This window comes from Streptosporangium vulgare (assembly GCF_042428775.1).
Lineage (GTDB): Bacteria > Actinomycetota > Actinomycetes > Streptosporangiales > Streptosporangiaceae > Streptosporangium > Streptosporangium vulgare.
Genome location: NZ_JBHMBS010000007.1, coordinates 17,147 through 29,662 on the forward strand (window position 1 = coordinate 17,147; position 12,516 = coordinate 29,662).

The following is a 12,516-nucleotide window of genomic DNA, read 5'->3' on the forward strand; positions in this document are numbered from 1 at the left end:
CCCGATGGCTCGTCGCGCTTTTCCCCGCGCCCTCGCGGGTGCCCTCGCCGGCGCGTTCCTCGGCGCGGTCGCCGCGCGTGCCGCCTACGCCGCCTTCACCCGCAGGCCCCCGGTCGGCGACGCGGAGACCTGGGCCCGGACGAACCACCGGGGCGAGCCGATCACCCTGCTGGAGGGGCCGGCGTTCGTCGCCGGCGCCGGGGCCGCCGCGGCCGTGATCCCCGGGCTGCCCGGCCGGGTCCGGGCGGCGGCGCTGCTGGCGGTGGCTGGCGGCGGTGGCCTCGGAGCCTACGACGACCTGTACGGCGCGACCTCGTCCAAGGGGTTCAAGGGGCATCTGAGCGCGCTGGCCAAGGGCGAGGTCACCAGCGGGGCCGTGAAGATCCTCGGCATCGGCGTGACCGGTCTCGCCGCCGCCGTCACCTCCTCGAACTCCTTCGACGGCCCCCGCGCCTCTTTTGACGTCATCGTCAACGGCGGGCTGATCGCCGGGAGCGCGAACCTGGCCAACCTCTTCGACCTGCGGCCGGGGCGTGCCATCAAGGTGGGCCTGCTCGCCGGGGCGCCCCTGCTCGCCGCGGGACTGCTCAAGGGCGACCCGGTCCCGGCCGCCGTGGTCGCGCTCCCCATGGGGGCCGCCGCCGCGCTGCTGCCCGAGGACCTCGGCGAGCGGGCGATGCTCGGCGACGCGGGGGCCAACGCGCTGGGCGCGCTCCTCGGCCTCGCCGCCTCCGTCACCCTGGGCCGTCCCGGGCGGCTCGCCGTGCTCGGCACCGTGGTCGCGCTGACCGCGGCCTCGGAGAAGATCAGCTTCACCAAGGTGATCGCGGGCAATCCCCTCCTGCACCGCGTCGACATGCTCGGACGTCGCCCTGTGGAGCAGGCACCCACCCCCCGATGAGCACGAGGATCGCGCGGGGGGTCGCGGGAGCGGCACTCCTCATCGGAGTCGTGACCGTCCTGGCCAGGCTCGTCGGGTTCGGCCGCTATCTCGTCCAGTCGCAGAGCGTCGGCAACAGCTGCCTGGGCACCGCCTACAACACCGCCAACTACGTGCCCAACATCGTCTTCGAGCTGGTCGCGGGCGGGGTGCTGGCCGGGATGGTGGTGCCGGTGCTGGCCTCGGCGGCCTCCAGGTCCGGCGACGACCCCGAGGCCAGGGCGGAGGTGAGCAGGACCACCTCGGCACTGCTCACCTGGGCGATGATCGTCCTGGTGCCGCTGACGCTGCTCATCGTCGCGTTCGCCGGGCCGATCGTCGCGCTGCTCATGGGCGATCCGCACGGATGCGGTGTGGCCGGCGTCGTCGAGGCCGGCACCGGCATGCTCGTCGTCTTCGCCCCTCGGATGATCTTCTTCGGGCTCGCCGTGGTGCTGTACGGGGTGCTCCAGGCCCACCGGCGGTTCATGGGCCCGGCCCTGGCGCCGCTGGTCTCCAGCCTGCTCATCGTCGCCTCCAACCTGCTGTTCGAGGCGGTCAACGAGGACGCCGCCAGGGACCTGTCGAAGCTCAGCGGCGCCGGGCAGCTGTCGCTCTCCCTCGGCGCGACCGTCGCCGCCGCCGCGATGGTGCTCACCGTCGTCGGCCCGGTGTCCCGGCTCGGGCTCCGGCTGCGGCCCACGCTGACGTTCCCGCCGGGCGTCGCGGCCAAGGCGCGAAGGCTCGCCACCGCGGGGCTCGCCGTGCTGGTCGCGCAGCAGGTCGCGCTGATCGTCGTCATCCGCCTGGCCAACGGCCTGGGCGGCGAGGGCGCGATCGCCGCCTACACCTACGCCTGGGCGCTGTACCAGCTGCCGTACGCGGTGCTCGTGATGCCGATCGCCACCAGCTCGTTCCCGGTGCTGTCCACCCGGGCGGCCGAGGGGGACACCCCGGGTTTCGACGCCCTGACCGCCTCCACCACCCGGGCCGTGCTGCTGGTGACGGGGCTCGCGGCCGGGGTGATGGCGGCGGTCGCCGTACCGGTGTCCCGGGTGTTCCTCGCCGGGACCGCGGGTGGCGATCCCGCCGAGATGGCCGCGGGTGTCGCGCTGTTCGCGCCGGGTCTGGTCGGGTACGCGCTCATGCTGCACCTCGCCCGCATCCTGTACGCCTGCGGGCGGGGCCGGTCGGCGGCCGCCGCCTCGGTGGCCGGATGGGCCGTCGCGCTGCTGGCCCAGATCGTGCTCGCCCACACCGCGGGGAATCCGGCCGAGGTGGTCGGGCGGATCGCGCTGGGCAGCACCGTCGGCATGACCGTCGGCGGGCTGCTGCTGGCCGGCGCGGTGCTCCGGGCCAGGGGGGCGGCCGCGCTGGCGGGGACGCCGCGTACCCTCCTGGCGACCCTGACCGGAGGCGCCGCGGCCTGGGGCGCGGGGCTGGCCCTGGTCGGCGCCTTCGGTGCGGTGGCCACCTGGGCGTCCGTGGCGGTCGGGCTCGCCGCCGGGGCCGCCGGGGTGGCCGTGTTCGCGGCCGTGGCGGTGATGATCGACAGGGAGGACGCCCAGGCGCTGCTGGCAAGGCTTCGCCGGGGTCCCGCGAGGGAGGAGAGCCGTTCCGATGGCTGACCAGGGGACGCGCGTGGCGCTCGTGCTGGGGACGAGCGCGGGAGGGGTCGGCCGGCACGTGGCCATGCTGGCCGGGGGGCTGGTACGCGGCGGCCACCGGGTGGTCGTGGCGGGCCCGCCGAGCACGGAGCGCGCCTTCGGCTTCGCCGCCCTCGGCGCGCGCTTCGCGCCCGTGCCGATCTCCGACCGGCCCCGCCCGCTCGCCGACCTGCGGGCGGTCCTGGCGCTCCGGACGCTGCGGGGGGCGCACGTCGTGCACGCCCACGGGCTGCGGGCCGGCGCCCTGGCGGCGATCGCGCTGGCCGGGACCGGGACCGGCCTGGTGGTGACCCTGCACAACGCCGCCACCGCGGGCGGTGCCGTCGGTGCCGTCTACGCTCTCCTGGAACGGATCGTGGCCCGCCGCGCCGACCGGATCCTGGTCGTCTCCCCCGACCTGGGGGAGCGGATGACCCGCCTGGGGGCCGGGCAGGTCGAGGCCGCCGTCGTTCCCGCGCCCTCGCTGCCCCCGTCGGGGCGCGACCCCGGCGACGTGCGGCGAGAACTCGGCACGGGTGACCGGGTGATCTTCCTGACGGTCGCGAGACTCGCCCAGCAGAAGGGGCTGGAGACCCTGCTCGACGTCGCGAAGGAGCTGCGGGGGGCCCGCGGCGCGGAACCCGGGATGGGTCCCGCGCCGGGGGCGGCGGCGGGTTCGGTGGCGGCGGGGCCCGCGCCGGGCCCGGGTGAGCGGGCGCCCGAGGCGGTGTTCCTGGTGGCGGGGGAGGGACCGTTGCGGGGGGAGCTGCAGGAGCGGATCGACCGGGAGAACCTGCCGGTACGGCTGCTCGGGGACCGTTCCGATGTGGGGGACCTGCTCGGGGTGGCGAGGGCGCTGGTGGTGCCGAGCCGCTGGGAGGGGCAGCCGCTCACCGTGCAGGAGGCCCTGCGGGCGGGCACCGCGGTCGTCGCCACCGCCGTGGGGGGCATCCCGGCGATGGTGGGCGAGGCCGGGCTGCTGGTGCCGTACGGGGACATCGGCGCGATGCGTGACGCGGTCGCGAGGGTGCTCGCCGACGAGGGGCTCGCCGGGGAGCTGGCCGGGGCCGCGGCGCGGCGGGGGCGCGGGCTGCCGGGCGAACCGGAGGCGCTCGAAGCGGTGCTCGCGGTCTACGCCGGGCTTTCCTGAGCGGGTCGCGCGCCTTCCTGAGCGAGTCGCAGGCCTCCCCGAGCGAGCCGGGCGTTTTTCCGGGCGAGCCTGCCGGGCCTTCCCGGGGAGCCCCGGTGGTGCCGTGGCTTTCCACCGGGCCTCACGAGCCTGGAGAGGGTGAAGAGGCCGGTGACGGGCGGTTCCCGAGCCCGGTGCGGGCGCTTTCCGAGCGTGGTGGAACAAGCGGGGGCGTCGCGATGTTGGATTAGGCGCCGCCATGCCGGACGCCTATACTGGCGTGGTTAGGGGGGGAGTATCCCTTCGCGACAGTCTCGTCATCACGGTGTTGCCTCGCTCCACGAGGCCCCCGGGGCTGTCGGTCCGCGTTGTCGACCCGTTTCACGTCGACCTGGTTTCACGCGGGCGGGAGAGACCTCCGGCAGTCTGTCGTGCGCGCCGCCGGAGGTTTATCAGTTGTGAATGTTCCTGTCTGGGCATGGTTCGCCGTCATCGGCGGGCTCCTCGTCGTCCTCGCCTTCGACCTGTGGATAGTCGACAGGGGCGAGCCCCGGGAGTTCTCCCTGAAGCAGGCGGGGTTCTGGGTCGGCTTCTACGTCACCCTCGCGGTGCTCTTCGGCATCGGGCTGTGGGTCTTCGCGGGCCCCACCCCCGCGGGCCAGTTCATCGCCGGGTATCTCACCGAGTACAGCCTGAGTATCGACAACCTCTTCGTTTTCTACATCATCATGACCCGCTTCGCGGTGCCGAAGATGTACCAGCACAAGGTGCTGCTCATCGGCATCCTGATGGCACTGGTCATGCGCGGCATCTTCATCGCGATCGGCGCCGCGGCCCTGTCGAACTTCGGCTGGCTGTTCTACGTCTTCGGCCTCTTCCTGATCTACACGGCGGTCCAGCTCGTCCGCCAGTTCGGCCAGGAGGAGCACCTGGAGGAGAACGCGGTGCTGCGCTGGGCGCGGAGGGTGCTGCCGCACACCGACGACTACGTGGGTTCCAAGATCATGGTCAAGGTCGACGGCAGGCGCCTGGTCACCCCGCTGCTGATCGTCATGATCGCCATCGGCACCACCGACCTGCTGTTCGCGCTCGACTCGATTCCGGCGATCTTCGGTCTGACGACCGACGCCTTCATCGTCTTCACCGCGAACGCGTTCGCCCTGATGGGCCTGCGTCAGCTGTACTTCCTGCTGGGCGGCCTGCTCCAGAAGCTGGTCTACCTCAGCTTCGGTCTCGCGTTCATCCTCGGTTTCATCGGGGTTAAGCTGATCCTCGAGGCTCTGCACTCCAGCGGTGTCTCCTGGGCCCCCGCGGTGCCGATCTGGTTGTCGTTGTCGGTCATCGTCGTCACGATGATCGTCACTACCGTGGTCAGCTTGATCAAGGTCCGGCGTGACAACCGCGCGGGCAAGGAAAACACCACCCCGGCGAGTGTCGAGCAGGGCTAGCGAATCGGCGTGTGAGGCGCTTTGCTTGTCTCATTGCGCCTTATAAGGGCTAAGAGATGGGTAACATCCTGCCCCAGAGCGGGTAGACATACCGGTCTAATGCCGCAAGACATCACAAAGGTTCCCTGTGTCCCACGATTCAGCAAGCCACAGGCCAGGTCCGCTGGGCCTGGCACGTGGCGTCTCCCCGTGGTTGCTCCCGACCGTGGCCGCCGCCGCCGTGACCTCCCTGCTCAGCCGTCGTGACCGGCGCTGGGCGCTGGCGGCGGTCCCGCTGACCGCGCTCACCGGCGGGATGCTCTGGTTCTTCCGCGACCCGGATCGCACTCCGGGCACCGGGCGGATCCTGTCGCCCGCGGACGGCGTGGTGCAGAGCATCGACCCGTGGCCGGACGGCCGCACCCGGGTCGCGATCTTCATGAGCCCACTCGACGTGCACGTCAACCGGGCGCCGCTCGCCGGTACGGTCACCTCGATGGAGCACGTGTCCGGCGGTTACCTGCCCGCGTTCAACAAGGACAGCGACACCAACGAGCGGGTCGTCTGGCACCTGGACACCGCGCTCGGCGACATCGAGCTCGTCCAGATCGCCGGCGCGGTCGCGCGCCGCATCGTGCCCTACGTGGCCGAGGGGGCGAAGGTCGCCAGGGCCGAGCGGATCGGCCTGATCAGGCTCGGCTCGCGGGTCGACGTCTACCTTCCCGAGGGGATCGCCCCGGCCGTCTCCGTGGGCCAGAAGACGGTCGCGGGGGTGACGGGACTTGACCACGGCTGACGCGAGCTGGCCGATGGACGAGACGGACGACGAGCCACGAGGGCCCGTCGGCAAGGCGTTCCGCCTGTCGGCCGCGGACTCCCTCTCCCTCGGCAACGCCCTCTGCGGCTTCCTCGCGGTCTGCGTGCTCGCCTGGTCGGCCATCAGCGCGCTGCAGCAGGACAAGCCCTTCGCGGCCGACCCCCGGTTCTTCGGCACCGCCGTGGTGCTCCTGCTGATCGGCGCCACCTGCGACCTGTTCGACGGCCTGGTGGCCCGCAAGTTCCGTGCCTCGGCCATGGGCGCCGAGCTGGACAACCTCGCCGATGTGATCAGCTTCGGCTTCGCGCCCGCCTTCATGGTGGTCATCTGGGCGGGGTTCAACCAGCAGATCCCCTTTCTGCTGGTGATGGCCGCGGCGTCGTCGATGCTGCTGGCCGGGGTCGTCCGGCTCGCGCGCTTCGCCTGCGTGAAGACCAAGAGCGGCGACTTCATGGGGCTGCCGATCCCGATGGGCGCGATGACGGTGGTCTCGGTCGTGCTGCTGTTCCCCCCGTCGATCTGGACGATCCTGCCCGTCTTCGGGGTGGCGTACCTCATGGTGAGCCGGATCGAATACCCCAAGCCCAAGGGCAACCTGGCCGCCGCCGTGCTCGCCTGGATGATGATCAACGTCGCCTGCCTCACCATCTGGGTCGCGGGCCTGGCCGGTGGCGACACGCTGATCAAGGTCGGGGCGGTCATGCAGATGACGATCGTGGCGGCCATCCCGCTGCGGGTCCTGATGTTCAAGCGGGAGAAGCGCAAGGAGCAGCGCAGGGCGTCCGCCGGGGTCGGCTGACCGCTCACGGGCGCGCTCACGCCGGTCTCTTCCCGGGACACCTCTCCCAGGGCCCAGGGCATGGCGGATGGTCGCGGACACGCCATGCCCGGACCCGTTCTCGTTCCGGAATGCCCCGGCATGCTTCCCATGTCCGGCGCGGCTGCGTTCAATTGCCTCATGGCAGCTGAGCCGCACGAGCACACCCGCACCTATTTCCTCGGCATCCTCGCCCGCGAGCTGGAGCTGAGGGGCATGAGCGTGACGCTCAGGCGGAGCCCGCCGGCGCTGCGGGTCAGCGATCCCGAGGCGGCGATGTTCAACGAGACCCTCGACTGCGTCCCGCTGGCCGAGGGCTGGTTCTACCGCTGGTCCTGGGGCGACCTGGTCGAGCGGGTGGAGGATCCGGCCAAGGCCGCGGACCGGATCCTCCGGGTCTTCGGCGGCTGACGCCCGCCCCCTCCCGCCGGAGACCGTGCGCTCCGGGGTCTCTCCGAAGGCCGTCGCCCTCCGGGCGGCGGGCTCCCGCCGCCCGGAGGGGTGTCACCAGCCGCGCTCGCGCCACTCGGGCAGCGAGGGGCGCTCGGCGCCGAGCGTGGTGTCCTTGCCGTGGCCCGGGTAGACCCAGGTGTCGTCCGGCAGCCGGTCGAAGATCCGCTCCGACACGTCGGCGAAGAGCTGGGCGAACCGCTCGGGATCCTTGTTGGTGTTGCCGACGCCGCCGGGGAAGAGCGAGTCGCCGGTGAACAGGTGGCCCGGGTAGTACAGGGCGATCGAGCCGGGGGTGTGCCCGCGCAGGTGGATCACCTCTAGGCTGACCACGCCGACGGTGACCCCGTCGCCGTGCTCGACCTCCAGGTCCACCGGCACCGGCAGCGCCCCCGCGTCGAGCGGGTGGGCGACCACCGAGGCACCGGTCGCCCTGGCGACCTCCTCCAGGGCCTGCCAGTGGTCGCCGTGCTGGTGGGTGGTGACGATCTTGCTGATCGGCTGGTCGCCGATGAGTTCGAGCAGCCGGTCGGGCTCGGCGGCCGCGTCGATGAGCACGCCGTCACCGGTCTGGGTGCACCGGATCAGGTAGGCGTTGTTGTCGAACGGGCCGACGGCCAGCTTGGCGATCGTGAGGGCGGGCAGCTCGCGCAGGTCGGCGGGGCCGCCGACCTGAACATCACCGGTGTACGTCACGGATTCTCCTCGGACGGGGTCGCGGGAGGGTGAGGCGGTGCGCGCCCCGCCCTCGTCCTCTCATCATTCCGCCCGCCGGGCAGGGCGGGGCATAAGGGGGGTGTTCACATCGTTGAAACCGTGGGCCACCTGCCGGGTCTGGGTGAAGGCCGTAGTCTGGAGAGGGCGGGAAAACGACTCCGGACGCCGGTCCGGAAAATTGTCGGCCCCTCTCGCTAGTCTTCCCGCGACTGCTTCCAACCCTCTACCAACGACGTCGGGACTGCTGTGGCTGACCGCCTCATCGTGCGTGGTGCACGTGAACACAACCTCAAGGACGTCTCGCTGGAGTTGCCGCGAGACTCTCTGATCGTCTTCACCGGACTGTCCGGTTCGGGCAAGTCCAGTCTGGCCTTCGACACGATCTTCGCCGAAGGTCAGCGCCGGTATGTCGAATCGCTGTCGGCGTACGCGCGGCAGTTCCTCGGGCAGATGGACAAGCCCGATGTCGACTTCATCGAGGGGCTCTCGCCCGCGGTGTCGATCGACCAGAAGTCCACGAGCCGCAACCCCCGTTCCACCGTCGGCACGATCACCGAGGTGTACGACTACCTGCGGCTGCTCTGGGCGCGGATCGGCAAGCCGCACTGCCCGCAGTGCGGGCGGGCGATCGCCAGGCAGAGCCCCGAGCAGATCGTCGACCGGGTGATGGAGCTGGAGGAGGGCACCCGCTTCCAGGTGCTCGCCCCGGTGGTCCGCGGCCGCAAGGGCGAGTACGCCGAGCTGTTCACCCAGCTCCAGGCGAAGGGCTTCGCCCGCGCCCGCGTCGACGGCACCGTGGTCCGGCTGGACGAGCCGCCGACGTTGAAGAAGCAGGAGAAGCACGACATCGAGGTGATCGTCGACCGCCTGGCCGTGAAGGAGGGCGCGAGCAGCCGCCTGACCGGCTCGGTGGAGACCGCCCTGGGCCTGTCGGGCGGGACGATCACCCTGGAGTTCGTCGACCTGCCCGAGGACGACCCCAACCGCGAGCGCTTCTACTCCGAGCACCTCCACTGCCCCTACGACGACCTGTCGTTCGAGGAGCTGGAGCCCCGCTCGTTCTCGTTCAACTCGCCCTTCGGCGCCTGCCCGGAGTGCACGGGCCTGGGCGTCCGGATGGAGGTCGACCCCGACCTGGTCGTGCCCGACCCGGAGAGGCCGCTGGGCGAGGGCGCGCTCTCCCCGTGGGCCGGCGGCCACACCAGCGACTACTTCGTACGCCTGGTCGAGGCACTCGGCCTGACCATGGGGTTCGGTCTCGACACCCCGTGGGAGCGGCTCCCCAAGAAGGCGCAGAAGGCCCTGCTGTACGGCCACGACGAGCAGGTCCACGTCCGCTACAGCAACCGCTACGGCCGCCAGCGCTCCTACTACACCACCTTCGAGGGGGTCATCCCCTGGGTGCAGCGCCGCCACGGCGAGTCCGACAGCGACGGCATGCGCGAGAAGTACGAAGGCTACATGCGGGAGATCCCGTGCCCGGCCTGCAAGGGGGCCAGGCTCAAGCCGGTCTCGCTCGCCGTCACGGTCGACGACCGCTCGATCGCCGAGGTCTCGTCGATGTCGATCGGCGACTGCGCGGCGTTCCTGGCGGGCTTGAGGCTGTCCGACCGCGACATGCAGATCGCCGAGCGGGTGGTCAAGGAGATCAACGCCCGGATGGGCTTCCTGCTCGACGTGGGTCTCGACTACCTGACCATGGACCGGGCCTCCGGCACCCTCGCCGGTGGCGAGGCGCAGCGCATCCGGCTCGCCACCCAGATCGGCTCCGGCCTGGTCGGGGTGCTGTACGTGCTGGACGAGCCCTCCATCGGCCTGCACCAGCGCGACAACCAGCGGCTGCTGGAGACCCTGATCAGGTTGCGTGACATGGGCAACACGCTCATCGTGGTCGAGCACGACGAGGACACCATCGCCGCCGCCGACTGGGTGGTCGACATCGGCCCCGGGGCGGGCGAGCACGGCGGCCAGGTCGTCGTCTCCGGCACCGTGGCCGACCTGCTCGCCTCGGAAGACTCGATGACCGGCGCCTACCTGTCCGGCCGCAAGACGATCGCGATCCCCGCCGCCCGCCGCAAGCGCGACAAGAAGCGGCAGATCACCGTGAAGGGTGCCCGCGAGCACAACCTCAAGGGCGTCGACGTGGAGTTCCCGCTGGGGCTGCTGACCGCGGTCACCGGGGTCTCGGGGTCCGGCAAGTCCACCCTGGTCAACGACATCCTCTACAACGCGCTGGCCAAGGAGCTGAACGGCGCGCGCACCGTCCCCGGCCGCCACGCGCGGGTCAACGGGATGGACCTGGTCGACAAGGTCGTGCACGTCGACCAGTCGGCGATCGGCCGCACCCCCCGGTCCAACCCGGCGACCTACACCGGCGTCTTCGACAAGGTCCGCGACCTGTTCGCGCAGACCACCGAGGCCAAGGTCCGCGGTTACCAGAAGGGCCGGTTCAGCTTCAACGTCAAGGGCGGCCGGTGCGAGGCCTGCTCGGGAGACGGCACCCTCAAGATCGAGATGAACTTCCTGCCGGACGTCTACGTGCCCTGTGAGGTCTGTCACGGGGCGCGCTACAACCGGGAGACCCTGGAGGTCCACTACAAGGGCAAGACGATCTCCGAGGTGCTCGACATGCCGATCGAGGAGGCCCTGGGCTTCTTCGACTCCATCCCGGCCATCAAGCGCTACCTGAAGACGCTCAACGACGTCGGCCTGGGCTACGTCAGGCTCGGCCAGCCCGCCACGACCCTGTCCGGCGGCGAGGCCCAGCGCGTCAAGCTCGCCTCCGAGCTGCAGCGACGCTCCACCGGCCGGACGATCTACGTGCTCGACGAGCCCACCACCGGCCTGCACTTCGAGGACATCCGCAGGTTGCTCGGCGTCCTGGGCAAGCTCGTCGACGGCGGCAACACGGTCATCGTCATCGAGCACAACCTCGACGTGATCAAGACCGCCGACTGGCTGATCGACATGGGCCCCGAGGGTGGCTCCCGGGGCGGCAGCGTGCTCGCCGTCGGCACGCCCGAGGAGGTCGCCCTGGTCGACGAGAGCCACACCGGCCGCTTCCTGCGCAAGATCCTCGGCAGCTGAAGGCCGGTTGAAGGCCGGGTTCGGGACCGGGCTCCCGCGTCAATACCCTTGACGCGGGAGCCTGTCTCTGACGGGGATGACGTTGCGAGAAGGGCCGCGATGAGCATGGAGCACACTTCCGCCGCGCCCGCGCGCAGGCGGGTGATCGCCGCCGCGGGGGCCGTGGCGTGCGGGGCGGCGCTGGCCGGGTGCGGCGGGGAGTCCGCCGCCGCCATCGTGCCGCCGGGGATCAAGGGGAAGGTCATCGCGAGGACCGCCGACATCCCGGTGGGCGGCGGCAAGGTGATCACCAAGTGGAAGATCGTGATCACCCAGCCGTCCTCGGGGGTGTTCAGGGCGTTCGGTGCGAGCTGCCCGCACCGGGGGTGCGCGGTCGGCAGGGTCGGCGACGGCGTCATCCGCTGCCCCTGCCACGGCAGCGAGTTCGCCGCCGACTCCGGCAGGTGCCTCAAGGGGCCCGCGGAGGCGCCGCTGGTCCAGTACGCGCTGAAGGTCGAGGGCGACGGGATCATCATGCTCTGACGGTTCGCGCTCCTTCTCTTCGAAGGAGAGCCCCTTCTTTTCGAAGGGGATGCGGCCTCCTCCCCCGAGGGAGGTGCGGCCTCGCCGGGCTCGAAGCCCGCTGTGAGGGTTTCCAGGGGATTCTCCGGATGGCCCGGAAAGAGGGCCGAGGAGGTAATTCTTCACAGTCTCCTGACATGACGTACGGCATGCTGAACCGTCATCGGGGTGCCAGCCGTACCTGAAGATGATGATCCTGGAGGATATTCATGACTGAGACGACACGTCGTACGGTGATATTGAGCGCGGGCGGGGCCGGGATGGCCGCGGTGCTGACCGCGTGCGCGGGGTACGGGGAGCCCGCGGCGGAGGGCGGGGACACGTCCTCGACCGTCTCCTCGCAGGCGCCGGAGGCGGCCGAGACGACCGCGGGTGCCGAGGGGGGCGGCTCCGGGGCGAACGCCCTGGCCAAGACCGCGGACATCCCCGAGGGGGGCGGCAAGGTCTTCAAGGACGAGAAGATCGTGGTCGTCCAGCCGACCGCGGGCGAGTTCAAGGCGTTCAGCTCCGTCTGCACCCACCAGGGGTGCGACGTCGACAAGATCGCGGACGGCACCATCGACTGCCCGTGCCACGGCAGCAAGTTCAAGATCACTGATGGTTCCGTGGCGAACGGCCCGGCCACCGAGCCGCTGGAGGAGAAGTCGATCAAGGTGGACGGCGACTCCATCGTCCTCGCCTGAACCCGGCCGCGGGCCCGCCGCCGGGAGGAACGTCCCGGCGGGGGCCGGGTGCCGCGCGGCGGCCCCCGTACGGTCCGGGTCGCCTCGCGGGGCGACGGCCGTCACGTGAGGCCGTGGCCCGGTCCCGGGCGCAGGGCCGGGCCGCCGGGCCGGTTCCCCTCGCGGCCCGGGGGCGACGCCGCGAGGAGAACCGGGCGGGAAGGGTACGAGGCGGCCGGGCCGGAAGGGAGCCGGGCGAAGGCCGCGAGGGGGCCGGGCGAAGG

The 12,516-nt window shown here is 71.4% G+C and carries 11 protein-coding genes; 10 read left to right on the plus strand and 1 reads right to left on the minus strand.

Annotation, left to right across the window (positions count from 1 at the left end):
- Nucleotides 1-4 precede the first annotated feature (4 nt).
- From ACFFRH_RS16435 to ACFFRH_RS16465, 7 genes are all read left to right on the plus strand, one after another.
- Nucleotides 5-901 (plus strand): hypothetical protein, encoded by an 897-nt coding sequence (locus tag ACFFRH_RS16435; protein ID WP_386157392.1) that lies wholly within the window; start codon nt 5-7, stop codon nt 899-901.
- Nucleotides 898-2,547: a murein biosynthesis integral membrane protein MurJ gene (murJ, locus tag ACFFRH_RS16440; protein WP_386157395.1), complete on the plus strand. Its 1,650-nt coding sequence runs from the start codon at nt 898-900 to the stop codon at nt 2,545-2,547. The genes ACFFRH_RS16435 and murJ overlap by 4 nt, the downstream gene beginning before the upstream one ends.
- Complete coding sequence (locus ACFFRH_RS16445) at nt 2,540-3,715, plus strand: glycosyltransferase family 4 protein (protein WP_386157397.1); 1,176 nt, start codon at nt 2,540-2,542, stop codon at nt 3,713-3,715. Before murJ ends, ACFFRH_RS16445 begins: the two co-directional genes overlap by 8 nt.
- Nucleotides 3,716-4,152: 437 nt before the next feature.
- Entirely contained in the window at nt 4,153-5,142 is a 990-nt protein-coding gene (locus ACFFRH_RS16450; RefSeq protein WP_344749580.1) for a TerC family protein, read from the plus strand.
- Nucleotides 5,143-5,269: 127 nt separating this feature from the next.
- Nucleotides 5,270-5,917, plus strand: a complete 648-nt coding sequence (locus ACFFRH_RS16455; protein ID WP_344749579.1) for a phosphatidylserine decarboxylase — start codon at nt 5,270-5,272, stop codon at nt 5,915-5,917.
- Nucleotides 5,904-6,737 (plus strand): CDP-diacylglycerol--serine O-phosphatidyltransferase, encoded by an 834-nt coding sequence (pssA, locus tag ACFFRH_RS16460; RefSeq protein ID WP_344749578.1) that lies wholly within the window; start codon nt 5,904-5,906, stop codon nt 6,735-6,737. The genes ACFFRH_RS16455 and pssA overlap by 14 nt, the downstream gene beginning before the upstream one ends.
- A gap of 159 nt (nt 6,738-6,896) precedes the next feature.
- Complete coding sequence (locus ACFFRH_RS16465) at nt 6,897-7,166, plus strand: hypothetical protein (protein ID WP_344749577.1); 270 nt, start codon at nt 6,897-6,899, stop codon at nt 7,164-7,166.
- A gap of 93 nt (nt 7,167-7,259) precedes the next feature.
- On the opposite strand, the gene ACFFRH_RS16470 is transcribed toward ACFFRH_RS16465, so the two are convergent.
- A complete protein-coding gene (locus ACFFRH_RS16470; RefSeq protein ID WP_344749576.1) occupies nt 7,260-7,901 on the minus strand; it encodes an MBL fold metallo-hydrolase in 642 nt (213 codons plus the stop codon).
- A 267-nt stretch (nt 7,902-8,168) separates the two neighbouring features.
- Here ACFFRH_RS16470 and uvrA point away from each other — a divergent pair, with 267 nt between their 5' ends.
- From uvrA to ACFFRH_RS16485, 3 genes are all read left to right on the plus strand, one after another.
- Complete coding sequence (uvrA, locus tag ACFFRH_RS16475) at nt 8,169-11,009, plus strand: excinuclease ABC subunit UvrA (RefSeq protein ID WP_386157402.1); 2,841 nt, start codon at nt 8,169-8,171, stop codon at nt 11,007-11,009.
- 99 nt (nt 11,010-11,108) lie between these two features.
- Nucleotides 11,109-11,531: a Rieske (2Fe-2S) protein gene (locus tag ACFFRH_RS16480; protein ID WP_386157405.1), complete on the plus strand. Its 423-nt coding sequence runs from the start codon at nt 11,109-11,111 to the stop codon at nt 11,529-11,531.
- A 248-nt stretch (nt 11,532-11,779) separates the two neighbouring features.
- Nucleotides 11,780-12,253: a Rieske (2Fe-2S) protein gene (locus ACFFRH_RS16485; protein ID WP_344749573.1), complete on the plus strand. Its 474-nt coding sequence runs from the start codon at nt 11,780-11,782 to the stop codon at nt 12,251-12,253.
- The last annotated feature ends 263 nt before the right edge of the window (nt 12,254-12,516 follow it).

What these genes read in the sequence shown, in the direction of transcription:
- ACFFRH_RS16435 (WP_386157392.1), top strand. Translation starts at nt 5, where the DNA reads ATGGCTCGTCGCGCTTTTCCCCGCGCCCTCGCGGGTGCCCTCGCCGGC.
- murJ (WP_386157395.1), top strand. Translation starts at nt 898, where the DNA reads ATGAGCACGAGGATCGCGCGGGGGGTCGCGGGAGCGGCACTCCTCATC.
- ACFFRH_RS16445 (WP_386157397.1), top strand. Translation starts at nt 2,540, where the DNA reads ATGGCTGACCAGGGGACGCGCGTGGCGCTCGTGCTGGGGACGAGCGCG.
- ACFFRH_RS16465 (WP_344749577.1), top strand. Translation starts at nt 6,897, where the DNA reads ATGGCAGCTGAGCCGCACGAGCACACCCGCACCTATTTCCTCGGCATC.
- ACFFRH_RS16480 (WP_386157405.1), top strand. Translation starts at nt 11,109, where the DNA reads ATGAGCATGGAGCACACTTCCGCCGCGCCCGCGCGCAGGCGGGTGATC.
- ACFFRH_RS16485 (WP_344749573.1), top strand. Translation starts at nt 11,780, where the DNA reads ATGACTGAGACGACACGTCGTACGGTGATATTGAGCGCGGGCGGGGCC.